We start from the raw sequence: 24,041 nt of genomic DNA on the forward strand, positions 1-24,041 counted from the left end.
GTCTTGGAGGCCGACCTCCAGGTAGTCTGCACCACCACCTTCTGCGATGACAGCACGACAAACGGCCCCCAGTAAGTAAACATCGAAATACCGGGTTGTCGATTTTGTCACATTCCCTCCGATACCAGGCATCGTCCTTGCGCGGGTCACTGCGCCAGTGGAATGTAAAAACCGGGATTTTCCCACTGTGCCGCTTTTGAGCGAACGGGTTAGCCATGCCATTAACCGAGCTGAGATCAATGCGGCAACGCGTCGTCTGGGATAATGCTGCATCAATCAGCAGTGGACGCTGCAAGAATGCCGCCTCGTCTACCAGATACTTACCGTTTCCCGCGCCAAATCCAACCGGCTAGATAATGTCGTGCCGTTGAGCGCAAGAATAATGGCGCTAACCAACAGGCCTAACAGCGCCGTATTCTTCCATCCGGTGAGCCAGCTCACGCTAGCACCTTGCTGGCTACTTCAAACCGCGCTTTCCGGTCATCGATGCCGTTCAACCCGCCGTTGATCACCTTAGTGACTGCCGCGACATCTGCACCGAACCGGCCGCATTTGTTGGCAGACCAGAACCACCCAGCGGCGCGCATCGCGTATTCGTCACGCTCAAGCAGCTCGGGCACCAGCACAAAGTCAGCTTTCAATGCGGCACTGCAGGCGCGGTAGTTATCCAGGCCAGTGAGCTGCGGAATTCCACGCCCGCGGTATTTCCAACCATCCCCTGCAGCTTTGTTACCCATACGTCCTGAGTAGACAAGATTTGCGATAGCCGCCTGCCGGTTGACTGGCACAACGCTTTCCCCAAGCTGACGCCCCAGCATCGCGCACTGGTCTTTCGATAGGCGTTTACCGAAAGTGGATTGAAGGCTCGCAATGCTGTAGTTGAACGACTCCACCACACGGGTGAAACCGGATGACTCATGGCCGAACTGGGCGAAAAACATCGCCTGGTCTACAGCTGAGGTGATGCCGAATTCTTTAAAAGTGGCGTCGATATGCGGAAACCAGCGCGCAACTAGCCCGGCGCCAATGTTGGCCGCCTGTTGGAATTGGTCTTTTGTCATTTTTTTATCTCGTTTCAGGCTTCACTATACGCATGACGTTACCGCGTGCGCGGACCACAGCGATGCATAAAGCAACGTTGATGAGGGTTTCCGACCAGTTCGCTACGTGATAATCACCAGTCAGCGTGCGGATCGTTACTGATGCGCTGGCCACTATCAGCAACCAGGCGAAGACCGTAACCATAGGGCGATGTGTTGCCCCGTTCCGGCGATAGGCCATCAGGCGGAAGGCTGTTGCACCACAGACAATAGCGTTAATCGTCAGCAGGTATTCATTCACGGTCTCCCCCTCGCCTGGTAATTTCGTCCAGTGCAGTCGGATCAGAAGATTTGGCGATGAGATACATCAGCAGGCGAACTGCAACAGCGCCCCCCACTAACGCCCCGATTGTGTCCCCTACTTCAATATGTTTTCCCGGCAGCACGGAAAGGAAAGCCTCGATCACGTCAGCAAAGAACTCTGCAGAGAACATCCCGGCCAGGAACGAGGAGGCGAACATCCATACTTTCTTGAAGTTGGACAGGTCATTCGAAGACAGGACGAAAACCGCCGCCCCCGCAAATGCCCCGACAACGACCGCAGGATCAAGGTTGGAGAACACCCCGACTATTGTCACGCCAGTTACTGCCGCTGCCGCCGCCCCAGTACCAGAGATCGGCTCACTCATAATTGCTCCTTTGTTTGCTGGTTTGCTGTATCGCTCAGCAAACGCCGGGCGCTAGATATGAAAAAGCCCCGAACTATGCCGGGGCAAAAATTACATCATCACACACCCAAATGAACGGTAATGTGTTTAGGTGTTTTACCACCATTACTTGTACTGGCTTCAGCCTTAATTGAGGCAGCCTGATTAGCTTCAATAACGCCAAACCAGCTATCACAATCCGTCTCTGGTAGGTAAAAGTTCGAGTAGGATGGCATCACACCGCTTGGCGGAAAAGACGACACCCCTGTCACCACATTAATACGGCCAGCGTTAGCTTCTACGTAAGCTACGGAAACGCCATTAAAAATAAGCCTATGGGATGCCTTGGAATCCTTCCCTAAAGCGGTAGCCATGATCAATGGAACTGCAATACGGCGACGATATGGAGCCGGAGGGATATTGAAGGTAAAAGTGTTATCCAGGTAATGCGTTTCAGCGACTTGCATGGTTCTTTCCTCTTTGGTTGTTTAACCCAAACCACTGTTTGGATGAACAGTATCTCAAGAAGAAAGGATTAGTGATATTCGGGACGGTTGTACCATGAACGATACAACTGCTCAGTTCCCTGATCTCCAGAAACGCCAAAACCCGCACTATTGGCAGGTTTAGTCTAAGTACGCTTACACATACGGCAGCATATACCGAAACACTGGCTCAGTGGTTCATCAAAATCAACACGTTTGCACCATTTTCCTGCATTTTGTTTAATTTTCGCGTTTTATAAACGCATCTTGTAAAGGTTGATTGATTAGATATTCCGCTGCGCAAAGGATTTCTGCTACCTCTCTTCGGCATGTTATATGCGATGGTATTGGACGATACAGGCAAGCAAGCGCCACAGGTTTTATGGTCAGTTCTGGCATCAAGAAAAACAGCGTGGACGGCTCCCTTAATCCTGACAGCTTAACAAAAACATTTGTGAAGGCCAGGAAACTGGCTGGGCTCGTTCTTGAGGATTCGCCGCCGACGTTCCATGAGATCCGAAGCTTGGCCGGGCGACTGTATGAGAAGGAGAAAGGGAAGGAGTTTGCGATGAAATTGCTGGGGCATAAGTCGGTCAAAATGACGGACAAATATCTCGATACGAGGGGGAAAGAATACGTGATGTTGTAAAAGGCCGAGTATAGGAATTCGTGGAAATTTCGTGTATTTTCGTGGAATTTATTTTTATACTTATAAATCAAAAAGATAAAAAAAGACCGAGTACGATTCCTATACTCGGTCTAGGGAAAGGGCTCTTGGGAGAGAGCCGTGCGCTAAAAGTTGGCATTTATGCAAGGTTTGTTCAACCGTGCATTCTAAGAATAGTCCAAGGTGCAAGTTTTGCCAGCCCAGCGCACACAAGTGATAGTTACAAACAGAAATTAATTACGTACATCTCGTCACCACCCGTAAACTTTTGCATAAGTATCGGGTGGTTAGCTGATTAGTCAGCACACAATTTTTCTGCTCTTTCGCGGAAAGGTTGCACGCTCATTTTCTGACCAGGGTGGTTGGCGTCATCCAGCAGGATCACATCCAGCGATTGGGCACGCTGCTGCCCCGCTTTCACCTGTGCTTCTGCTGCTTCATTGAGTGGATACTGCATCAGGGTGCTGTTGTTAAGCACAAACAAGGCGGCACCTTTGCGACATTGCAGCGTAACTTCCTCTTTGGTGAACGCCCACTGTTTGCCGTACTCCAGCTTAGTGACGTTAACCAGCTTATCTGCCGCCAGCGCGCTCGACGCCGTTGCCAGCAGCGCAATACCAAGAATTACTGATTTCATGTTTTTGGCCTTAAGTTGCGATTTAAATCGATTTTCCCGCAGTTTGAGGGCATCCGGCAAGGCGCAATGTCATACCGGCGCATAGGTTGCAAATAAACTCACCAACAGCAGCACCGCAGCCCCCAACGCCACCTCAAGCCAGCAGGCGATCACCACTCCGCGCTGTGCCAGATTGGGGGTGGTACGCATTGCGGGGACGATAACGTAACGGTTGGCCAATGCCACCATTACCATCAATGCCACCAGCCCGGCTTTAACTAACAACAAACGTTGATAGGCGGAATCGAGATCGACTGGCCAGCGGCCAAGGATAATCAGGCTGTTGATTATGCCCGTGACGATCACCAGCACTACGGCAACATGGCCCCAGCGGGAGAAACGGATCAGGGTGGCGATAGCATCGCTACGCCACTGCGGTTGTGGCAAGTAGCGCAGGCAAAACAACAACGGCAACAGGCTGCCGAACCAGTAGCCTGCGGCCAACAGGTGCAAGGCGTGGTTAACTCGGTGTGCTATGCCCAATATGCCCGCATGCATCGCCGCATGGCCGATAAACGCCATGTTGATCAGTAGCAGTGCCGAGCACAGCGCCAACGCTTGTCCCCGCTTTGCCGCAGGCAACAGCAAGGCTAACAAGGCCAGCAGGGAAAAACCCAGATGCCAGCGCCAGGCCTCACCAAAGGTGGTGCCCAACACCGCCCACCAAATGCTCAATTGCCAGGTATCCACCCAGCCATCACCCATCAATCCGGCCTGAATAGCCAGCATCAGCAAGGCGGTTAGTGCGGAGATCCAGGTCGAGGCGAGCAGCAGCGGGCGCACATCGCGGGTGATTATCGGGGAAAGGCGCTGTGGCGACAGGACGGCGGTGAACAGGCTGACGCCAAACATCAGCATCACCGCCGTAAAGTGCACAAAGCGACACAGCACAAACAGGGTCGCCAGAGTCATAGCTTAGTTAACGGTAAAGCTGTACTGACCTTTGGTTTTATGACCGTCAACGGAAACCACGTGCCAGCTGACCTGGTATTTCCCCGCAGCCAGATCACTTTCAATCGGTACGTTAATCTGGGTGTTGTTGCTTGGATCCAGATCCAGCTTGCCGGTTTTAACCACGGCGTTATCTGGGCCGGTCACTTTGACACCGCTGAAGTTAGGCTCGATGCCTTCGGAGAAATTCAGCGTCAACACTTTTGGCGCAGAGCTTACGGTGGCGTCTGCCGCCGGAGTCTGTACTTTCAGGTGGGCATGCGCCAACGCCTGCTGAGAAGACAAGCCGACAAACAGTACAAAAATGGTGGAAAGCAGGCGATAGGATGAACGAATTTTAGCGATCACGGAGGAGTCCTTTATCAATTATGTAGGTGATAAGGGCCAAGACCGGTTACGCGGAGCGATGTTTCCGCAGCCTCAACCCACCACTGTGATTGCGCCACGGGTAAACAGCAGAAGGAGTGGGTAACTCACTGTTATAACTCTCTACCTCCCGGTAGCGTATCGCGTTAAATCATAACGACGGTGAATCGGCAAGTCGAGCACATCACTGATATTTTGCGATCTGGCAGCACGTATCGCTATAGCCGCCCGATAAACACAGGGCAAAAAAAACCGCGTACGGTGAAAAGTACGCGGTTTTCAGATTGATGACAAAAGTGGGTTATCAGGCCTGGCCGTTACCGCTTACTGCCTCGGCACCCATTCTCTTCAGATCTTTATCAATGAAGAACAGTGCCTTGCCGCTGTTGCCTACCAGCGCCAACTTGTCCAGTACGGATTTGAACAGCTTCTCTTCTTCGTGCTGCTCGGCAACGTACCATTGCAGGAAGTTGAAGGTTGAGTAGTCTTGTGTGGTCATTGCCACGTGCGCCAGTTCATTGATTTGACGAGTGATCAGTTGCTCATGCTCGTAAGTCTGCTGGAAAACGTCCGCCAGTGATTCAAACTCTACCGGCGGTGCAGAAATGCTGCCGATCAGTGGCAAAGCACCAGTATCACTGAGGTAGTCGAACAGACGCTGCATGTGCTGCATCTCTTCACGTGAATGTTCTTTAAGGAATGCTGCAGCCCCTTCGAAGCCTTTATCGCTGCACCAGGCGCTCATTTGCAAATACAGATTGGCGGAATAGAATTCCAGATTCAGTTGCTCATTCAGTTTCGTGGTCATTGCTTGCGTTAGCATGAGGATCCTTATTATTTTTGCAGGCCATAAACTTAATTGACTACATTATGCCTTGATTAACACAAAATAAAAACACTTGATTTACATTCATTAATTTAAGGTGAAATTTACCTATAAATTCAATGAGTTATAAAATAACTTATTTTAACATTAAATTATTATGATAATCATTTTCATCTTTATATTTACAGTAAGGCGAATCATTCTTATTTAACAAAATAAACCAGCGACATTAGGCTTAAACATTATATCACCCTGCTTTTTGTAATGGCTCTACGCCCAGAGTCTGAAGATGATAGGGATATGTTGGCTTGAGAAGCTTGCCAAGCGCGGCACGGTAGATTACCTTCTGCGCTGAGTTGCCGTTACACACTAGAAGGAAAATAGCATGGGCTACAATCTGGCAGAACTTTCCAAAGACGAGATGGACAAGGTGAACGTTGATCTGGCCGCGTCTGGAGTAGCATTCAAGGAACGCTACAATATGCCGGTGATCCCTGAGATGGTGGAACGTGAGCAGCCAAAGCATCTGCAGGACTACTTCCGCGAGCGTGTGATGCACTATCGCGTCGAATCACACAAATTCTCTCGCCTGCCTTACGAGCCTAAAATGAAGTAATGGCGCCTCTCCCACAGGGAGAGGGAACCGATCGAGTGTGTTTGAAATTTCTCGGGACTCACCTTGGATGAGGAGGTGATCGATTTTGCCAAAGTTACCGATTTACCTCCAAATGAGCAGGGGCTAACAGCTCCCTCTCCCTATGGGAGAGGGTTGGAGTGAGGGGGCAGCAAAGCGGTCGGTAGCCAGCATCAGCTGGTGCAAAATACCCGGTTCATCCGTGGAGTGCCCTGCCCCTTCGACAATATGAAGTTCAGCCTCAGGCCAGGCTTTGGCCAGATCCCAGGCGTTTTGTACCTGACAGGCCATATCGTAACGGCCATGAACGATCACCGCCGGAATATGACGGATCAACGGAACGTTGCTCAGCAGTTGGTCATCGCTGTCGAGAAAGCCCTGATGGCTAAAGTAGTGGTTCTCAATACGGGCAAAGGCCAGCGCGAAATCATCTTCGCCAAAGGAGGCGGAGGCACCGCTTGGTAACAGCGTTACCGTTTCCCCTTCCCACACGCTCCACAGTTTGGCAGCCTCAAGCTGCACTTGCAGATCCGGTGACGTCAGGCGTTGACGGTAGGCAGCAATCACGTCCTTGCGTTCTTCCTCCGAAAGGATAGACAGCACCCGCTCCCATTTATCCGGAAAGAAGCGGGAAGCGCCGTCTTGATAATACCAACTCAGCTCCTGCTTACGCAGCGTGAAGATCCCCCGCAGCACCATCTCGCTGACGCGTTGCGGATGCGTCTGTGCATAGGCCAACGCCAGCGTGGACCCCCAGGAGCCACCAAAGACCAGCCACTGATCCACTCCGGCCATGACACGCAGTCTTTCAAGATCGTCAACCAGATGCCAGGTGGTGTTATTGTCCAGGCTGGCATGCGGTTTGGAACGGCCACAGCCGCGCTGATCGAACAACAAAACCTTATAGCGCTGCGGGTCGAACAACTGGCGATGATAAGGTGCGCTACCACCGCCAGGCCCACCGTGGATAAATACCGCAGGCTTACCGTTTGGATTGCCACTCAGCTCCCAGTAGATCCGGTGCCCATCTCCAGTATCCAGCCAACCGCTGTCATAGGCGGATAATGGCGGGTACAAACCTCGTAATTGTTCCATGGCGCGTACGTCTCTCTGTGAGTGATACCTTCATCAAAGCCGAAGCCGCTCATCAGGTCAACGGTAAAACGCTAAAACCTCCACCTATACCAACATGTTAGTGTGCGTTTGCTCAAAATGAAGTCGACTTGCTTTTACGCATATGGGGTTCGCGCATTTCTTGTGCGGTTTTGGCTTCAATACTCAGCTCTGCCGTGGGGCGTAATAACAGGCGTGGCAGGCCGATAGGCTCACCCGTTTCAAGACAATAACCGAAATCACCGGTTTCCAGGCGCTGCAGGGCGGCGGCCATCTTCGGCAGCAGGCGGGTTTCCCGATCCAATTGGCGGAACAGCAGGCGCAGATCTTCTTCGCGCGCGGCTTTATCCGCTTCGTCACCGCTAATATCGCCGCTGTCGATATCACGTTTCAACACGTCGATGTGCTGCCAGAGTTTTTGTTGCTCGTCCAATAGGCGTTGGCGGAAAAACGCCCGCTGCTCCGTATTCATGTAATCAGATTCTGGCATCGCCAGCAGTTGTTGCTCGCTTAATAATGTCATGACTGTCATGGCACACTCCGTGTACATAAGTTTGTTACATTATAACATTTTTAACACATAAAGGTTAATAATAAATAATCATTGGATAAACAAGGCGTTGACGTTTCCATACCCTTTGCTGCTTGCATATGATGGCCGCTAGGGGGTTAATGGTTCAGCAAGCCACCCAACCATAGGTTAACCAAGAGGCCATCATGAGTAAGGGAATGGACAGCAAGAAAAATGCGAAGAAGAAACCGTTGAAAACCCCAGCCGAGAAAAAAGCGGAGAAACGTTCCAAGAAAGGACAGTCGTCTACATCTGGTGAGTAAATCAGTTTCTGACCGTAGTTAAACCCGCCGAGGCGGGTTTTTTGTTACCTGCGAAAAGACAGGTTGGCATCCCAACCTCATATCGTTAAGCTAGGGAGTAGACTTTAGCTGGGAACATCATGATGTTACGTGTAATCGATACTGAAACCTGTGGGCTAGACGGCGGCGTAGTGGAAGTCGCTTCCGTTGACGTGATCGACGGGCAAATCACTAATCCGATGAGCGACCTGATCAGCCCAGATCGGCCTATCGGCCTGGACGCCATGGCCATTCACCACATCACCGAGCAGATGGTTGAGGGCAAGCCGCGTATCGCTGTCGCTATTGGGCGTTACCAGGGCAGCCAATATTATGTTGCGCATAACGCCGCCTTTGATCGGGCCATGCTGCCAGAAATGAACGGTGCCTGGATTTGTACCCTCAAGCTGGCACGTACGCTGTATCCAGACATTAAATATGGTAATCAATACCTGCGTTATGCGCTGAATCTGGATGTGCAACTGCCGCAGGACTCCGCGCTTTATCCACACCGTGCACTGTACGACTGCTACGTAACCGCAGCACTGCTACAACGCATTGTGCAGGACTCCGGTTGGACGCCAGAACAGATGCTGGAAATCACCGAGCAGCCGGTATTATTGAAGAAATTCAAGTTCGGCAAATACCGTGGGCAATCTATTGAGCAGGTGGCGCTGGAAGATCCTGGCTATCTGCGTTGGATGCTGAAATCAATCGACGATCTCAGCCCGGATATGAAACACACGTTGAAATACTACCTGTTGGGTTAATCAAGCGGGCAGTCTCCTGCCCGCGATGATTTATTCCGCCAGCGCCAGAATAAACGCATATTCCAGTGCAATATCTTCGTAAGCCTTAAAGCGCCCAGACTTGCCGCCGTGGCCGGCATCCATATCGGTATACAGCAGCAGTTGGCGATCGTCGGTTTTCAACTCACGCAGTTTCGCCACCCACTTGGCAGGCTCCCAGTATTGCACCTGCGAATCATGCAGCCCGGTGGTGACCAGCATATGCGGATAATCCTGCGCTTTCACCTGGTCGTAGGGGCTGTACTGCAAGATGTAATCGTAATACGCCTTGTCGTTTGGGTTGCCCCACTCGTCATATTCACCGGTGGTTAGCGGGATGGACTCATCCAGCATGGTGGTTACCACGTCCACAAACGGCACCTGAGCCACTACGCCATTGAACAGCTCAGGAGCCTGGTTGACTACCGCGCCCATCAGCAAGCCACCGGCACTGCCGCCCATGGCGAATACTCGGTCAACATCGCCATAGCCCTGCTCTACCAGTGTCTTGGTGACGTCGATAAAGTCGTTAAAGGTGTTTTGTTTGTTGAACAGCTTGCCGTCTTCATACCAGAGCTGCCCCAGTTCGGCACCGCCGCGAATATGCGCCAGCGCGAAGACAAAGCCGCGATCCAGTAAGCTTAGGCGGCTGGCACTGAATGCCGGATCCATGCTGCTGCCATAGGAGCCGTAGGCATACACCATCAGCGGGTTCGCCCCATGTGCAAAGCGGTCAGCACGGTAAACCAAAGATACCGGCACCTCAACGCCGTCACGGGCTTTCACCCACACGCGCTCGCTACGATAATCTTCCGCCGTGAAGTTTTTCACTTCCTGCTGCTTGAGCAACTCCCGCTCGCCACTGTCCAGATTCAGCTCATACAGCGTGGTTGGCGTGGTCATGGAGGAATAGCCGTAACGCAGCACCTCGGTTTCCGGGTCCGGATTATAGGCCAGCCAGGTGACGTAGGTCGGATCGTCAAAAGCGATGCTCTTGTCTTCACCGCTCTGCCAGTGGATTTGGCGCAGCTGGGTCAGCCCGGCGATGCGCTCCTCCACCACCAGCCAGTCACGGAACAGGCTGAACCCTTCGAGCATGACATCGGTGCGCGGGGCAATCAGTTCCTGCCATTGGCTTTCCTCAGCCTGCTCGCTCTGGTACAAGCCAAAGTTCTTGCCGTTTCTGTTAGAGCGAATGTAGAAATGCTCACGGTAGTGATCGAGGGCATATTCGTGATCTTTACGGCGCGGCGCAAACATCTGTGGCTTACTGTCTGCACTGTTCGCATCCAGCAACAGGATCTCTGAGGTGGTGGTGCTGCTGAGGTGGATCAGGATAAAACGCTCGGAGGTAGTTTTTTCCAGGCTGACGTAGAAAGTGTCATCCTGTTCCTCGTAGATCAGCACGTCCTGCTGCGGATCGCTGCCCACCACGTGGCGATAGACCTGATACGGGAGCAGTGTCTTGGCATGTTTACGCACGTAGTAGACGGTGGCGGAATCATTCGCCCACTCGAAGTTGCCAGAAGTGTTTTCCAGCACCTCGTCGGCCCAGCTATCGTCGCCTAGGTTCTTGAAACGGATATCGTATTGGCGGCGCGACAGGAAGTCCTCCGCCACGGCCAGGCGCTGGTTGTCCGGGCTGACGTCCAACCCGCCCAGCGTATAGAACTCGTGCCCTTCCGCACGCTGATTGCCATCGAGCAAGGTGTCCCAAAGCTCGGTAGCCGCTGCGGGTTGCCGCACATACAGCGCATATTCATTACCCGGCTCATAGCGGGTCTGATAGCGGAAACCACGCCTGACGTAAGGCACGGAATGTTCCTGCTGTGGGATACGCGCGACCATCTCCTGATACAGAGTTTCGCGCAGCGCCTGTTGCGGCTTTAGCTGCGCGTCGGTGTAGGCATTTTCAGCCCGCAAATAGTCCAATACCTGGGGGTCGGTACGTTCGTCATCGCGCAGCCAGTAGTAGTCATCCACACGCGTGTCACCATGGATGGTAATTGGGAAAGGCCGTTTTTCTGCCTTGGGAGGTGTCATCATTGCTAAATCATCCGCTTACTTTGATTAAGGCAAGAGTGACACGAATTTCACCAGCTTAACAAGCCGCGTAGCTATTTTTTCAATGGGGGTGTCGGAACAGACAAGAGGGAGGATTTCCCCCACAACATCGCGCCAGTTCCAACAAAAGTGGCTGGGGCGATGCGGAGGATTAAGTGGCGAACCGAGGCTAACGTTTGGTAAACGCGATGACAAACAGCTCATCCAGCCCTGGGTAGATATCCTGGATCACCTGCTTGAGTTCGCTGAGCGTCATATTCTCCTGCTGCGCATGTTCATGCGTTAGCTCATCCAGGCGCACCGGCGTTACCGACTTTACCTCGATATAACAGAAAAATACGCCGTCTTCGTTGCGGCTGACACGCAGCACCTCATTCGGCTGGAAATGAGCTTCGCTGGCATCCCGAATGGTGATGGTTTTGCGCCCGGCCAGAATATCTTGCTCAAAACGGCTGAAGAAGGTTATCTCACGGGACATACTGGATCCTTGGTTATGGTCATGTTGCTGTATCACTGCTTAGGCGGCCTGCTGCTCTTCTGACGCAGCGCCTTCTTCCGGGGCGGCGGCAGGTTTCTCACCTTTGGCTTTAGCGGGCTTTTTGGCTACTTCTTGCGGGGCACCACCACGCAGGATCTGCGCCAGCACATCTTTGTGTTCCGCCAGGAAGAAGCTCAACCCTTCACGCTGTTCTTCTTCCAGCGTGACTGGCGCTTGCTGCAACCATTCACCGAGGCTATCGGCCAGATCCAACATTTTGTCGTAGGCATCGGCTTCTTTCTTATTTGCGAAAGTCATTTTTTCCTCACCGTTTCTCACTACTACATATTTCACTTCAACAGCCATGAGCATCTTCCTCAAAGGTTATGATACTGTATTTTTATACAGTATATAGTGATTTCGGGCAGGGCTGCAAGCGCCCTGCCGTTTATTATTTCAACAGCCGCACTTTGCAGCTCTTGCCTTTGATCTTACCTTGCTGAAGCTGTTGCAGTGCCTTACGGGCACTGGCCTTACGGATAGCCACATAGGCATGCACAGGGAACATGTCGATCTTGCCGACTTCTGCCGCCGTTAGCCCGGCATCACCGGTCAATGCCCCCAGAATATCGCCAGGGCGAATTTTAGCCTTACGGCCGCCGTCAATGCACAGGGTGACCATTTCCGCTTCCAGCGGCGTGTTAGGCGCCCCGCTCAGCTCAGACACGGGTGACCATTTTGCGCGCATGGACAGATACTCTTCGAGAGCATGGACTCGCACCATTTCCTGCGGCGTACACAAGCTGATCGCCAGCCCGCTCAGACCGGCACGACCAGTACGGCCAATGCGGTGGACGTGAACCTCAGGGTCAAACGACAGTTCGTAGTTGACCACCAGTTCCAATTCTTTGATATCCAGGCCACGCGCGGCCACGTCGGTCGCTACCAGTACACGGCAGCTGCGGTTGGCAAAGCGAACCAGCACCTGGTCACGATCGCGTTGTTCGAGATCGCCATGCAGCGCCATACAACTGATACCACGGGCTTCCAGCGCTTCATACACGCTCTGGCAATCACGCTTGGTGTTACAGAACACCACACAGGACGCTGGCTGATAATGGCGGATGGCGCTCACCAGCACCGCAGGACGCTGATCGCGAGTGGTTTCATAGAAACGTTGTTCGATAGAGGCTTGCTCATCGCCATCTTCGACCTCCACATTCAGTGGCTGGCGTTGCACACGGGCGCTAATACGCTCAATGCCCGCCGGATAGGTGGCAGAAAACAGCAGGGTTTGGCGCTGTGGCGGCGTGTAGCTGATCACATCATCGATATCATCGGCAAAGCCCATATCCAACATGCGGTCGGCCTCATCCAGCACCAGCACGGTCATCTCGTCCAGCACCAGGGTTTTCTTGCGCAGATGCTCCTGCACACGGCCCGGTGTACCCACCACAATGTGCGGCGCATGCACCAGGGAGTCGAGTTGTGGCCCCACCGGCTGGCCACCACACAGGGTCTGTATCTTGATGTTCTGGGTAAAGCGGGCCAGGCGACGCAGCTCTTTGCTCACCTGGTCGGCCAGCTCACGCGTCGGGCACAGAATAAGCGCCTGGGTTGCCACTTTGGCAACGTTGATTTTATCCAGCAGGCCGATGCCAAATGCCGCCGTCTTACCGCTACCGGTTTTCGCTTTGGCACGTACGTCCTGCCCGTTCAGGATGGCAGGCAGTGCTGCGGCCTGTACCGGCGTCATTTCGGCATACCCCAGTTCGTTGAGGTTGGCCAACTGTTCAGCTGGCAGCGGCAGGGAAGAAAAAGAAACTGTGCTCACGGCAATAACTCTTATATAGCAAGTGGAAAGGCGGCGCTGCGCTTGGCTGGCACCGGATCAGGCGCAGATGATAACAGAGTTGGTGGGGTTTCCGGATTTCGGCGTTAAAAAAAGCGGTTAATATGCACCGCTGGTCGTACGCAATCGTTTTCGTATATACTGCGCGCTCAGTGTCAGACTCGTGAATTCATTCAGATCCAGGTATCAGACTATGTTAACTATTGGAACCGCCCTGCGTCCTGCCGCCACCCGCGTTATGCTACTCGGCTCAGGCGAGTTGGGCAAAGAAGTGGCCATCGAATGCCAGCGTTTAGGCTTGGAAGTGATTGCCGTTGACCGTTATGCCGATGCCCCAGCCATGCATGTGGCACACCGTAGCCACGTCATCAATATGCTGGATGGTGCGGCGCTCAAAGCGTTGATCGAACAGGAACGCCCCGATTTTATCGTGCCGGAAATAGAGGCTATTGCCACCAGCATGCTGGTTGAGTTGGAGCAACAGGGCCATCACGTCGTCCCCTGTGCCGAAGCCACACGTCTGACCATGAACCGTGAAGGTATTCGCCGTCTGGCCGCTGAAACGCTGGAGCTGCCCACCTCCAGCTACCGCTTTGCCGATAACGAGCAAAGCTTCCGCCAAGCGGTGGCCGAAATCGGTTACCCGTGCATCGTCAAGCCAGTGATGAGCTCATCCGGCAAAGGGCAAAGCCTGATCCGTGAAGAGCAGCAGCTGGGCGCCGCCTGGGATTACGCACAGCTTGGTGGCCGCGCTGGCGGAGGCCGGGTCATTGTTGAAGGTCTGGTCAAGTTTGATTTCGAGATCACTCTGCTGACCATCAACGCCGTCGATGGCGTACATTTCTGTGAGCCGATCGGCCACCGTCAGGAAGATGGAGATTACCGCGAGTCTTGGCAACCGCAACGGATGTCAGAGCTGGCATTAAGCCGTGCTCAGGCGATCGCCGCAAAAGTGGTTAACGCACTGGGTGGATTTGGCCTGTTCGGCGTTGAGCTGTTCGTCTGCGGTGATGAGGTGATTTTCAGCGAGGTCTCCCCACGCCCGCACGACACCGGCATGGTCACGCTGATTTCACAGGATCTGTCAGAGTTTGCGCTGCATGTGCGCGCTTTCCTTGGGCTGCCGATTAACGCGATACGCCAGTTCGGGCCGGCCGCCTCTGCGGTGATCCTGCCAGAACTAAGCAGCGACAACGTGCGTTTCAGCGGGTTGGAGACGGCACTAAGTGGTTATAATCAGGTGCGGCTATTCGGTAAACCGAACATCGAGGGCAAACGCCGGATGGGCGTTGCACTGGCCGTTGCACCAGAAGTAGGGCAAGCGGTAGAGCTGGCCAAACAGGCCGCTGCGGCGGTGGCAGTGCAAGGGTAAAGCGGTTGGGGGTTCGGGGATACCGGCCCCCGCTAACGTCAGTAGTTTTCGTCGTGTTCGCTGTCTTCGTCCAGATATTCGGTCGGTTCTTCCTGCTGCTGTTCTTCTTCATCGTCGAACATCACGCTAACCTGATCGCCCTGATGTTTTTCGCGGATTTCCTGCGCCACAGTGGCGATGGCCTCTCCGCTGCTCATGCCCTGCCCCATCAGCAGATGGATACGTTCAGCAGCTTCCTGCTGTTCTTGATGACTCAGTGACGGCATACCTGCAAGCATGTCTTTCTCCCCGGTAAAATAGGCGTGAATTATACGCGCTAACGCCGCGGATCCCTACACCTGTTATTCGCTGGCCCGCAAGGGAGAGGCATTCTCACTGCGCCACTGTTTTAAGCGATGCAGCCACAACATCACATGCCATGTCTGCTTGATCCCCCGCATATTGTCGATCATCATCCGCTGAATGCCACGCCGGGAGAAATCTTCAGCGATCTGTTGTTGCGCCTGCAGTTCGGGCTCACGGCGAATACTATGGCAAATCCCCAGCGCCTCACGCGCGATTTGCCAGTGGAAGGCAGCGCAAATCGGAATCTTGCTGCTGTAACGCTGATTCAGTGCCACCAGCATCTCGACGATTTTCATATAGTGGCGCTGATACTCGACGTTCGCCTTCCCGATACGGCGACGGTTGCTGATCGAGCGATCGTGTACCCGTTGGCGATATAGCGGTTTGCTCAGGTATTTAACTCGTTGAGCATTGAACATCACCTCGGTGGTCCATGGGATATCCTGGTGGTGTAAACCAGGTTCGAAATAGAGTTGGTGCTGCTTGATAAAATCCAGGCGATACACGGCTAACCACACCACATGAATAAAGCGTCTTGATTTCAACGCTTTTTCCAACCACTGTACTCCAGAAATAACCGCCGTATCTTTCAGGCGCGTAGCAGGAATAATGTGTTGCAAATCACCATTGCTTGCAAAATAGCGTTCACCGTTACATTGCATCACGTCTAATTGATGTTCTTCGGCTACTGTAAGCAGCGTTGAATACATTTTCGGATCCAATAAATCATCGGCATCGGGGAAGGCGACATATTTACCACGGGCCACGGCCAGCCCGGCATTGCGAGCATTGGAGACCCCTGAGTTGGGCTGATCGATGACCTTGATATGTGGATGCTGCGCGGCGTAGCGGTGCGCGATCTCTCCTGAGCCATCGGTGGAACCATCGTTAACAATGATCACCTCCAACTGCTGCTCATGTTGCGCCAGCAATGAATTCAAGAAAGGAATAAATAGCTCCCCAACATTGTGCAAAGGAACAATAACGCTTAATTTTAATGACATTGCTGCCCTCACCTGCGGGGTAATTAGAATAATTATCGGGTAAAACAAGATACATTTATTATTTTACTTATTAAAATATTCACCGAGTAAATTTCTTTCGGCGAATATATAATGGCATTTTACATTTTATATAATGGCAGACGTGGCAAAAAATGCTCCATTTACGCTTGGTTTACTTTTCATCCGGCTAATCTGTAAGCAGCACCCTATGGCGTAATGTGGCAGAATGGCTGCCAACACCGCTGTTTACGTGAATCAGGTTGATTGAACCCTATGAATGCCACCGCCCCAAATCTCAAATCATTACCCTATACGCGCGAAGCCGTATTAACGCTGTTCGCTCCATTGGCACAGCAACCTTGGGCTATGCTGCTGCATTCAGGCTTTGCCGAGCACCCGCATAACCGGTTTGATATTCTGGTGGCAGAACCTCGCACCACGCTGACGACTTGCGGTGCCAGCACTGAGATCCAACAGGGAGAGACTCGCAGTAACTCACCTGAAGATCCCTTTGTGCTGTTACAGCAACAGCTAGATGCTCTCAACCTGCATCCGCCACTGAACGGCGAACTTCCCTTTCAAGGGGGAGCGCTAGGGCTATTTGGCTATGACTTGGGACGACGTATCGAAGCGTTGCCGCAGTTGGCACAGGCCGATATCAAGCTGCCGGATATGGCAGTGGGCATTTATGACTGGGCACTGATCGCCGATCATCATCAGCAAAAACTGACGCTGCTCAGCTATGGGGATGTAGAACAGCGCTGGCAATGGCTTAACCAACAGCGGGTTGTGCCACAGCCCCCCTTCGCCCTGACAGGCAACTGGCAGGCCAACATGACGCGCCAACAATATGGCGAGAAATTCCGGCGTATCCAGGACTATCTGCGCAGTGGCGATTGCTATCAGATCAATTTGGCTCAGCGTTTTTCCGCCCCTTATCAAGGGGACGAATGGCAGGCATTCCAGCAGTTAAGCGCCAGCAACCGTGCGCCGTTCTCCGCGTTCCTGCGCCTGCCCGCCAACGCGGTGTTGAGCGTTTCACCAGAACGTTTCCTGTGGTTGGCCGATCGGCAGATCCAGACCAGGCCCATCAAAGGTACGCTACCCCGCCTTGCCGATGCCGCGCTGGATGCAGAACAGGCGCAAAAGTTGGCCAATTCCCCCAAGGACCGGGCCGAAAATCTGATGATTGTCGATCTGCTGCGTAATGACATTGGCCGTGTAGCAGAGCCTGGCAGCGTGAGGGTACCGGAACTGTTCGTGGTTGAGCCATTCCCGGCGGTCCATCATCTGGTCAGTACCATTACAGCCACCCTGCCCGCTAACCGCTCGGCTAGCGAGCTGTTGCGCGCCTGTTTTCCCGGCGGATCGATTACCGGCGCGCCCAAAGTGCGGGCAATGGAAATCATCGAGGAACTGGAGCCGCAGCGCCGTAATGCCTATTGCGGTAGCATTGGCTATCTCAGCGTTTGCGGTACCATGGACACCAATATCACCATCCGCACCCTGATTGCCGAAAACGGGCGCATCAACTGTTCTGCCGGTGGTGGCATCGTTGCCGATAGTCAGGAACAGGCGGAGTATCAGGAAACCTTTGATAAAGTAGGCCGTATCTTGCCACAGCTGGGGGAGTTTACCGTTTCGTGAGCCATCAGGACTATCCGGCCTCATTGGCCGATTTTATCAGCCGCTTTCAGTTGCAGCAGCCGCAGGCGATGCAGATCTCTCACAATTCGCGCCCAGCCGCCGTGCTGATCCCGATCGTTTGTCGGCCAGAACCGACCCTGCTGCTCACCCGCCGCGCCGATTCACTGCGTAAACACGCAGGTCAAGTGGCCTTCCCCGGCGGTAAAACCGATGCTGAAGACGGTTCCCCCATCATTACCGCACTGCGTGAAGCGCAGGAAGAAGTAGCGATCCCGCCGCAGCGGGTGCATATCCTCGGCCAGTTGGCCCCGCTCGACAGCAGCACCGGTTTTCAGGTGACGCCGGTGGTGGGCCTGATCCCGGCAGATGTCGCGTTTCATGCCAACGAAGATGAGGTCGCCGAGGTGTTCGAAATCCCGCTGCACGAAGCACTGCGGCTCTCACGCTATTATCCGCTGGATATTCATCGCGGTGGTCACGCACATCGAGTCTATCTTTCCTGGTATCAGAGCCAGTTCGTTTGGGGCCTGACGGCCGCGATTATTCGCCGCCTGGCACAGCAAGTCAGCATTTGAACTCGGCATTTTTTGCGATATACGTCACGTTAAAGCCGGGATTACCTGTCGTTTTGAGTATAAAGCGATCGCTATCACTCCAGCAGCCTGTTTTATCAACTACCGTTACCGCTATCGATGTTTTAAAAAAACTGTAAACTCTCTCTTCAACCTTACGAAATACCTGTAAAATAGCCACGACCGGAATAAACCACTAATATTATAAGGATTACCCCGGTCGCGTTTTAAGGCGTTAACAGCAATACCAAGGATTACTTTATTTCATGCGAAAAGGGCCGCAAAACCCGTACGGCCCTTTTACACTATCGCCGTTCCCTGCACGGTTTTTAACCGCAGCAGCCATAACAATATGCCTCTTTAAGGAGTTTTAGCGTGATTAGCGTTTTCGACATGTTTAAGATCGGCATCGGCCCGTCCAGCTCTCATACGGTTGGACCGATGAAAGCCGGCAAACAGTTTGTCGACGATCTGGTAAACGAAGGCTTGATGCCTTCCGTCACGCGTGTTGCCGTCGATGTTTACGGCTCACTCTCATTGACCGGTAAAGGTCACCATACCGATATCGCCATCATTCTCGGCCTGGCGGGCAATATGCCTGATACCGTCGATATCGATGGCATCCCGGGCTTTATTCGCGATGTTGAACAGCGTCAACGCCTGATGCTGGCCAGCGGCCTGCACGAAGTCGATTTCCCCCGCGACGGCGGCATGGTATTCCGTAGCGACAATATGCCGCTGCACGAAAACGCCATGCAGATCCATGCCTTCGCTGGCGACAAACAGATTTACAGCAAAACCTATTACTCTATCGGTGGTGGGTTTATCGTTGACGAAGAACATTTCGGCAAAGCCGAAAGTAACGAAATCTCGGTTCCCTATCCGTTCCACTCGGCAAGCGAAATGTTGGCTCACTGCCATGCCACCGGCCTGTCTCTCTCAGGGATGGTCATGCAAAACGAACTGGCATTGCATAGCAAGCAGGAGATCGAAGCCTATTTCGGCAACGTTTGGCAAACCATGCGCGCCTGTATCGATCGCGGCCTGAACACCGAAGGCGTACTGCCTGGCCCGCTGCGGGTTCCGCGCCGAGCCTCAGCCCTGCGCCGCTTGCTGGTTTCCTCAGACAAACTGTCCAGTGACCCAATGAACGTGATCGACTGGGTCAACATGTTTGCGCTGGCGGTGAACGAAGAGAACGCCGCCGGTGGCCGCGTGGTGACTGCCCCAACCAATGGAGCCTGCGGGATCGTCCCAGCGGTGCTGGCTTACTACGATCATTTCATCGAATCCGTCAGCCCGGAAACCTATGTCCGCTACTTTATGGCGTCCGGTGCCATTGGTACGCTGTATAAAATGAACGCCTCGATTTCCGGTGCCGAAGTGGGCTGCCAGGGCGAAGTCGGCGTGGCCTGTTCGATGGCCGCTGCAGGCCTGGCCGAGTTGCTTGGCGGCAGCCCTGAGCAGGTTTGCATCGCCGCCGAAATCGGCATGGAGCATAATCTGGGCTTGACCTGCGATCCCGTTGCAGGCCAGGTACAGGTTCCTTGCATCGAACGCAACGCCATTGCCTCAGTGAAGGCGATCAACTCGGCGCGGATGGCACTGCGCCGCACCAGCGAGCCACGCGTGTCGCTGGATAAGGTGATCGAGACCATGTATGAAACCGGTAAAGACATGAACGCCAAGTATCGTGAGACCTCCCGTGGCGGTCTGGCGATCAAGGTTCAGTGTGACTGATTAAGACCGTCCCCCTCGTCATCACCGGCGAGGGGGAACGGCTTACGAAACCTGAACTGGCTACGCAGCACGTAGGGGCACCACATGCTTCGCCTGCTTAGATAATCAATAGATTAACCAGAGGAAACCCTCTTCGCCCCGTACAAATTCAGCAATACCGCTAATCTGAGCGCCTTTTGCCCATCCGCCGGTTAACCCCCAAATCTCCCCTTTGATCGCGCGAATCGAAATAATTTGTTGAGTTACCATCAATTTTCCATGCGAACAGGCTAGAATTAGCCAAGCATAGTATTACTGAAATTACGCCTGGAAGTGGCGTCAGGCAGCTAGACTGAACAAGGACTTACCGGATGTTGATGACCCAACTTGCCGCATCGAAATACCGCTATTACCGTTGGCTTCTCGCCGGCGCGGTTGGGTTGGCTATTTTGTTGATTTCGCTGTATACCCGCTACTATCAGGAAGTCCGTAATACCGAGCAGAACCAGCGCGTCCTGGCCAGCCGGGTGATCAGCAAACTCAATACGTTGCTGCTGCCCGCAGAACAACAGGCACTCAGCACCATGACGCTTGTCGGGCAACCCTGCGACTCGGTGATATCGACGCTACGCTTTCGTGCCGCACAGAATCAGGCACTGCGCTCGTTGCTGCTGGTCAAGGACGGCAAGATTTATTGCTCCAGCCTGTTTGGCGAACGCCACTATGTGTTTACCACCCTTTTCCCGACCATGACCAAAGGCGGCATGCAACTGGCACTGCGCCCTTCCATCATGGTAGCAAAAGGAACGCCAACGCTGGTGCTATGGACTCCGTTGCCCGATCAGAGTACCAGCGGAGTGTTGCACGTTTTCAATATCGATCTGTTGTCCAACTTCCTGCTGGAACCGCAAGAGCCTTATGCTCACCGGGTAGCCCTGAACGTGGGGGCCTATAGGCTGGAATATGGTCAACAGGAAATTACACTGAGCGATAGCAAAGCCGAAGACCTGCAATACACCGCCAAATCTGCCAAGTATCCTTTTTCCATCTCCCTGTTTGGCCCCGATGCCCGTACTCTGGCGCTGGCCGCGTTACCCCGCCATATTCCTCTGGCGCTGATGCTGAGCCTGCTGGCGGCCTACGTGGTCTATCTGATCACCGCCAACCGCATGAGCCTGTCTTACCATATTGGCCACGCCATTGCGCATCGAGAATTTCGCGTTTATTGCCAGCCGATTATCAACAGCGATAATGGGCGCTGTGTCGGTGTTGAAACCTTGATGCGCTGGAAGAACAAGCGACAAGGCTGGATTTCGCCAGACGTGTTTATCCCGCTGGCCGAACAGCACGCCCTGATCATTCCCCTAACGCGTTATCTGATGACCACGGTGGTAGAAAACCTCAACCTGTTCCCTCCTCGCCCCTCTTTCTATATCAGCATCAACGTCGCAGCCGAGCATTTCAATACCGTCAGCATTATTGATGACATCCGCAGGATCTGGCTGCCCGCCCATCCGATGCCTTCATTGATGCTGGAGCTGACGGAGCGAACCGCCCTGTCGGAGATTCAGTATGAGCAGATTAAAACGCTCAAAGAAATGGGCATCATGCTGGCGATAGACGACTTTGGCACCGGCCACAGCTCGCTCAGTTACCTGAAAAAACTCAGCCCGGACGTGTTGAAGATCGATCGTGGCTTTACCGCCGCCATTGGCACCGACGCGGTCAATGCCACCGTGACCGACACCATCATTACGTTGGCACAGCGCCTGAAATTAAAACTGGTGGCCGAAGGGGTTGAGACTGAGGAACAGGCGGAGTATCTGCGCTCGCAGGGTGTAAATGCCTTACAGGGGTATTATTTTGCCAAGCCGATGCCGATCAACGTGTTTCCACTGTGGCTGCAACAGTATGAAACCCGCCAACGCGTGCTGCATCAACAGCCGAAAACAAAAAAAAACCGAGAGAATTGCTCTAATCACCGTACCCCCTCACCCTAACCCTCTCCCACAGGGAGAGGGAACGGATCGAGTTAGCCTGAAAGTACAGTATTCAGCATGAGCTTTGACTGACTCACTTTGGATGAAGGAATGGCCGAGGTTGCTGAGATTATCTCCTCTCTCCCAACAGAGCAGAGGCTGTCAGCACCCTCTCCCTGTGGGAGAGGGTTGAGGTGAGGGGCAGATCCGTTACTCGTCTTGCTCGTGCAGCGGTTTCACCTTGGTGATACTGACCAGCTCGATGCGATAATCCGAGATCTCAAGGATTTCAAAGCGCAGATCGTGAAGTTCGACTACGTCGCCTACCGTTGGCATCTGGCCCGAGTGAGAGAGCAGGAAGCCCGCCAGCGAGGCGTAATCCTCGGTGGGGCTAACCAGATGGTCACAGTCCAACGCCTGCTCCAACGAGTGGAGATCCGCCCCGCCTTTCACCAGCCAGCGGTCGCCATCCTCGATAATATCCGGCGTTTCATCTTCGTCCGGGAACTCACCGGCAATCGCTTCCAGCACGTCTAATGGCGTGACCAGCCCCTGCACCACGCCAAACTCATTGGTCACCATCACCAGACGGCCCTTGGCCCGGCGCAATACCGCCAGCAGCTTGATCACGTCCATGGTTTCCGGCACCACGATCGGTGGAGTACGCGCAGCAAACTCGGCGATATCCACGCCCTGATCCAACGCGACCAGCAGATCCTTGGCACGCACCACGCCGATAAACTCGTCCAACTCATAGCGGCAAACCGGGAACAGGCTATGCGGGGTATCCAGCAACTGTTCGCGCACCTCATCACGGGAACGTTCACAATCCACCCATGAAATCTCGGTGCGAGGCGTCATTACGCTGCGCAAGGTACGGGAAGCCAACGTCAGCACACCGCTGATCATGTAGCGTTCCTCCTGCGCAAAGGTTTCTTTCACCTTACGCAGGCTGTCTTCATCCACCTGCTGCTGGGTACGCTGTTGCCCCATCAGGCGCATAATCGCTTCAGCCGTGCGTTCGCGCATCGGGCGGCGAGATTCGTGCTTGATGAAGTTGCGCCGTGCAATCTGGTTAAACATCTCAATGAGGATCGAGAAGCCAATCGCCGCATACAGATAGCCTTTCGGTATGTGCACGCCAAAGCCTTCGGCAATCAGGCTCAGGCCGATCATCAGCAGGAAGCTCAAACAGAGCACCACGATGGTCGGATGAGCGTTCACGAAGTTGGTCAAAGGTTTCGAGGCCAGCAACATCACCGCCATCGCAATCACTACCGCTGCCATCATGACCGGCAGGTCGTTGACCATCCCCACAGCCGTGATCACCGCGTCGAGCGAGAACACCGCATCAAGGATGACAATCTGCACTACCACCGCCCAGAATTTGGCGTAGCCTCGGTTAGCACCTTCCTGATGGGTACTGCCCTCCAGCCGTTCATGCAACTCCATCGTGGCTTTGAACAACAGGAATACCCCACCAAACAGCAGGATCAGATCGCGGCCAGAGAAAGCAAATTCCCCCACGCTGAACAGCGGTTTGGTCAGCGTCACCATCCATGAAATCACCGACAGCAACCCAAGACGCATCACCAAGGCTAATGAAAGACCGATAATGCGAGCTTTATCACGCTGCTTGGGCGGTAGTTTGTCGGCCAGAATGGCGATGAATACCAGGTTGTCGATACCCAGCACGATTTCCAAGACCACCAGGGTCAATAACCCGGCCCAAATCGAGGGGTCCATTAATATTTCCATATCAGACTCCAGAAGAAAGACAGGTTGGCAGAGCGGCGCTCAGACGTAGGGAGGCAAACGCAGACGTGGCGTTGGCGATGACAGAGAGAAAACAGGATGACACTAACAGGAAGCAGCCATAAGGCCGAGCGAACGTTGTTGCGCCA

26 protein-coding genes and 2 pseudogenes are annotated in these 24,041 nt (G+C 53.6%); 8 read left to right on the forward strand and 20 right to left on the reverse strand.

The window, feature by feature from the left end:
- Window positions 1-88: 88 nt before the first annotated feature.
- The 6 genes and pseudogenes from JHD74_RS03075 to JHD74_RS03095 all read right to left on the reverse strand — a co-directional run.
- Window positions 89-322: pseudogene (locus JHD74_RS03075) on the reverse strand (TerL protein); the annotation flags it as partial.
- Entirely contained in the window at window positions 310-441 is a 132-nt protein-coding gene (locus JHD74_RS26865) for a hypothetical protein (protein ID WP_255519148.1), read from the reverse strand. The pseudogene JHD74_RS03075 and the gene JHD74_RS26865, both read right to left, overlap by 13 nt.
- On the reverse strand, window positions 438-1,061 hold the full coding sequence (locus JHD74_RS03080; RefSeq protein ID WP_074028620.1) for a glycoside hydrolase family 19 protein: 624 nt from the start codon (window positions 1,059-1,061) through the stop codon (window positions 438-440). Before JHD74_RS03080 ends, JHD74_RS26865 begins: the two co-directional genes overlap by 4 nt.
- A gap of 4 nt (window positions 1,062-1,065) precedes the next feature.
- Entirely contained in the window at window positions 1,066-1,341 is a 276-nt protein-coding gene (locus tag JHD74_RS03085) for a phage holin family protein (RefSeq protein WP_370592610.1), read from the reverse strand.
- Entirely contained in the window at window positions 1,334-1,729 is a 396-nt protein-coding gene (locus JHD74_RS03090) for a putative holin (protein WP_074028616.1), read from the reverse strand. Before JHD74_RS03090 ends, JHD74_RS03085 begins: the two co-directional genes overlap by 8 nt.
- A 98-nt stretch (window positions 1,730-1,827) precedes the next feature.
- Window positions 1,828-2,214: a hypothetical protein gene (locus JHD74_RS03095; RefSeq protein WP_074028614.1), complete on the reverse strand. Its 387-nt coding sequence runs from the start codon at window positions 2,212-2,214 to the stop codon at window positions 1,828-1,830.
- Between the two features lie 406 nt (window positions 2,215-2,620).
- Between JHD74_RS03095 and JHD74_RS03100 the strand changes: the two are divergent.
- Window positions 2,621-2,881 (forward strand): annotated as a pseudogene (locus JHD74_RS03100) (tyrosine-type recombinase/integrase); the annotation flags it as partial.
- Window positions 2,882-3,194: 313 nt separating this feature from the next.
- Here JHD74_RS03100 and JHD74_RS03105 read toward each other — a convergent pair.
- The 4 genes from JHD74_RS03105 to ftnA all read right to left on the reverse strand — a co-directional run bounded on the left by JHD74_RS03105 (window position 3,195) and on the right by ftnA (window position 5,715).
- Window positions 3,195-3,536 carry a YebY family protein gene (locus tag JHD74_RS03105; RefSeq protein ID WP_021806756.1) on the reverse strand — a complete coding sequence of 114 codons (342 nt, stop codon included), beginning with the start codon at window positions 3,534-3,536 and terminating at the stop codon, window positions 3,195-3,197.
- A 69-nt stretch (window positions 3,537-3,605) separates the two neighbouring features.
- The gene (gene copD / locus JHD74_RS03110) at window positions 3,606-4,487 is read right to left on the reverse strand and encodes a copper homeostasis membrane protein CopD (RefSeq protein ID WP_199061666.1); all 882 of its coding nucleotides are present in this window, start codon (window positions 4,485-4,487) and stop codon (window positions 3,606-3,608) included.
- A 3-nt stretch (window positions 4,488-4,490) separates the two neighbouring features.
- Window positions 4,491-4,874, reverse strand: a complete 384-nt coding sequence (yobA, locus tag JHD74_RS03115; protein ID WP_024530221.1) for a CopC domain-containing protein YobA — start codon at window positions 4,872-4,874, stop codon at window positions 4,491-4,493.
- Between the two features lie 322 nt (window positions 4,875-5,196).
- Complete coding sequence (ftnA, locus tag JHD74_RS03120) at window positions 5,197-5,715, reverse strand: non-heme ferritin (protein WP_021806759.1); 519 nt, start codon at window positions 5,713-5,715, stop codon at window positions 5,197-5,199.
- Between the two features lie 388 nt (window positions 5,716-6,103).
- Between ftnA and JHD74_RS03125 the strand changes: the two genes are divergently transcribed.
- Entirely contained in the window at window positions 6,104-6,334 is a 231-nt protein-coding gene (locus JHD74_RS03125; RefSeq protein WP_021181054.1) for a DNA polymerase III subunit theta, read from the forward strand.
- 123 nt (window positions 6,335-6,457) lie between these two features.
- Here JHD74_RS03125 and pip read toward each other — a convergent pair whose 3' ends face one another.
- Together pip and JHD74_RS03135 are read right to left on the reverse strand one after the other, a co-directional pair.
- Entirely contained in the window at window positions 6,458-7,447 is a 990-nt protein-coding gene (pip, locus tag JHD74_RS03130) for a prolyl aminopeptidase (RefSeq protein WP_074028610.1), read from the reverse strand.
- A 112-nt stretch (window positions 7,448-7,559) separates the two neighbouring features.
- Window positions 7,560-7,997 (reverse strand): TraR/DksA C4-type zinc finger protein, encoded by a 438-nt coding sequence (locus JHD74_RS03135; protein WP_021806760.1) that lies wholly within the window; start codon window positions 7,995-7,997, stop codon window positions 7,560-7,562.
- 421 nt (window positions 7,998-8,418) lie between these two features.
- On the opposite strand from JHD74_RS03135, the gene exoX reads away from it, so the two are divergent.
- Window positions 8,419-9,087, forward strand: coding sequence for an exodeoxyribonuclease X (exoX, locus tag JHD74_RS03140; RefSeq protein WP_024530219.1), 669 nt, complete (start codon window positions 8,419-8,421; stop codon window positions 9,085-9,087).
- Between the two features lie 30 nt (window positions 9,088-9,117).
- Here the strand turns inward: exoX and JHD74_RS03145 are convergent, their stop codons facing one another.
- The 4 genes from JHD74_RS03145 to dbpA all read right to left on the reverse strand — a co-directional run bounded on the left by JHD74_RS03145 (window position 9,118) and on the right by dbpA (window position 13,481).
- Window positions 9,118-11,151, reverse strand: a complete 2,034-nt coding sequence (locus JHD74_RS03145; RefSeq protein WP_199061668.1) for a S9 family peptidase — start codon at window positions 11,149-11,151, stop codon at window positions 9,118-9,120.
- A 187-nt stretch (window positions 11,152-11,338) separates the two neighbouring features.
- Complete coding sequence (gene yqfB, locus JHD74_RS03150) at window positions 11,339-11,647, reverse strand: N(4)-acetylcytidine aminohydrolase (RefSeq protein ID WP_024530217.1); 309 nt, start codon at window positions 11,645-11,647, stop codon at window positions 11,339-11,341.
- Between the two features lie 39 nt (window positions 11,648-11,686).
- Window positions 11,687-12,013 carry a YebG family protein gene (locus JHD74_RS03155; protein WP_024530216.1) on the reverse strand — a complete coding sequence of 109 codons (327 nt, stop codon included), beginning with the start codon at window positions 12,011-12,013 and terminating at the stop codon, window positions 11,687-11,689.
- Window positions 12,014-12,098: 85 nt separating this feature from the next.
- Window positions 12,099-13,481 carry an ATP-dependent RNA helicase DbpA gene (gene dbpA / locus JHD74_RS03160; protein WP_199061670.1) on the reverse strand — a complete coding sequence of 461 codons (1,383 nt, stop codon included), beginning with the start codon at window positions 13,479-13,481 and terminating at the stop codon, window positions 12,099-12,101.
- Between the two features lie 211 nt (window positions 13,482-13,692).
- On the opposite strand from dbpA, the gene purT reads away from it, so the two are divergent.
- Complete coding sequence (purT, locus tag JHD74_RS03165) at window positions 13,693-14,871, forward strand: formate-dependent phosphoribosylglycinamide formyltransferase (RefSeq protein WP_074028608.1); 1,179 nt, start codon at window positions 13,693-13,695, stop codon at window positions 14,869-14,871.
- A 38-nt stretch (window positions 14,872-14,909) separates the two neighbouring features.
- On the opposite strand, the gene JHD74_RS03170 is transcribed toward purT, so the two are convergent.
- Both JHD74_RS03170 and JHD74_RS03175 read right to left on the reverse strand, forming a co-directional pair.
- Window positions 14,910-15,149: a YoaH family protein gene (locus JHD74_RS03170; RefSeq protein ID WP_199061672.1), complete on the reverse strand. Its 240-nt coding sequence runs from the start codon at window positions 15,147-15,149 to the stop codon at window positions 14,910-14,912.
- A 63-nt stretch (window positions 15,150-15,212) separates the two neighbouring features.
- Complete coding sequence (locus tag JHD74_RS03175) at window positions 15,213-16,220, reverse strand: glycosyltransferase (RefSeq protein WP_074028607.1); 1,008 nt, start codon at window positions 16,218-16,220, stop codon at window positions 15,213-15,215.
- 273 nt (window positions 16,221-16,493) lie between these two features.
- Here JHD74_RS03175 and pabB point away from each other — a divergent pair, with 273 nt between their 5' ends.
- From pabB to sdaA, 3 genes are all read left to right on the forward strand, one after another.
- Window positions 16,494-17,867, forward strand: a complete 1,374-nt coding sequence (gene pabB / locus JHD74_RS03180) for an aminodeoxychorismate synthase component 1 (protein WP_074028605.1) — start codon at window positions 16,494-16,496, stop codon at window positions 17,865-17,867.
- Complete coding sequence (locus JHD74_RS03185; RefSeq protein WP_024530210.1) at window positions 17,864-18,442, forward strand: CoA pyrophosphatase; 579 nt, start codon at window positions 17,864-17,866, stop codon at window positions 18,440-18,442. Before pabB ends, JHD74_RS03185 begins: the two co-directional genes overlap by 4 nt.
- Window positions 18,443-18,814: 372 nt before the next feature.
- Complete coding sequence (sdaA, locus tag JHD74_RS03190; protein WP_024486973.1) at window positions 18,815-20,179, forward strand: L-serine ammonia-lyase; 1,365 nt, start codon at window positions 18,815-18,817, stop codon at window positions 20,177-20,179.
- 105 nt (window positions 20,180-20,284) lie between these two features.
- Here sdaA and JHD74_RS03195 read toward each other — a convergent pair whose 3' ends face one another.
- Window positions 20,285-20,428: a hypothetical protein gene (locus tag JHD74_RS03195; protein ID WP_161629502.1), complete on the reverse strand. Its 144-nt coding sequence runs from the start codon at window positions 20,426-20,428 to the stop codon at window positions 20,285-20,287.
- Between the two features lie 101 nt (window positions 20,429-20,529).
- On the opposite strand from JHD74_RS03195, the gene JHD74_RS03200 reads away from it, so the two are divergent.
- Window positions 20,530-22,158: an EAL domain-containing protein gene (locus JHD74_RS03200; protein ID WP_074028596.1), complete on the forward strand. Its 1,629-nt coding sequence runs from the start codon at window positions 20,530-20,532 to the stop codon at window positions 22,156-22,158.
- Between the two features lie 189 nt (window positions 22,159-22,347).
- Here the strand turns inward: JHD74_RS03200 and JHD74_RS03205 are convergent, their stop codons facing one another.
- Window positions 22,348-23,895, reverse strand: a complete 1,548-nt coding sequence (locus JHD74_RS03205) for a TerC family protein (protein ID WP_024531229.1) — start codon at window positions 23,893-23,895, stop codon at window positions 22,348-22,350.
- Window positions 23,896-24,041: the final 146 nt, after the last annotated feature.

The organism is Serratia sp. ASV30, assembly GCF_016428815.1.
Taxonomy (GTDB): domain Bacteria; phylum Pseudomonadota; class Gammaproteobacteria; order Enterobacterales; family Enterobacteriaceae; genus Chania; species Chania fonticola_C.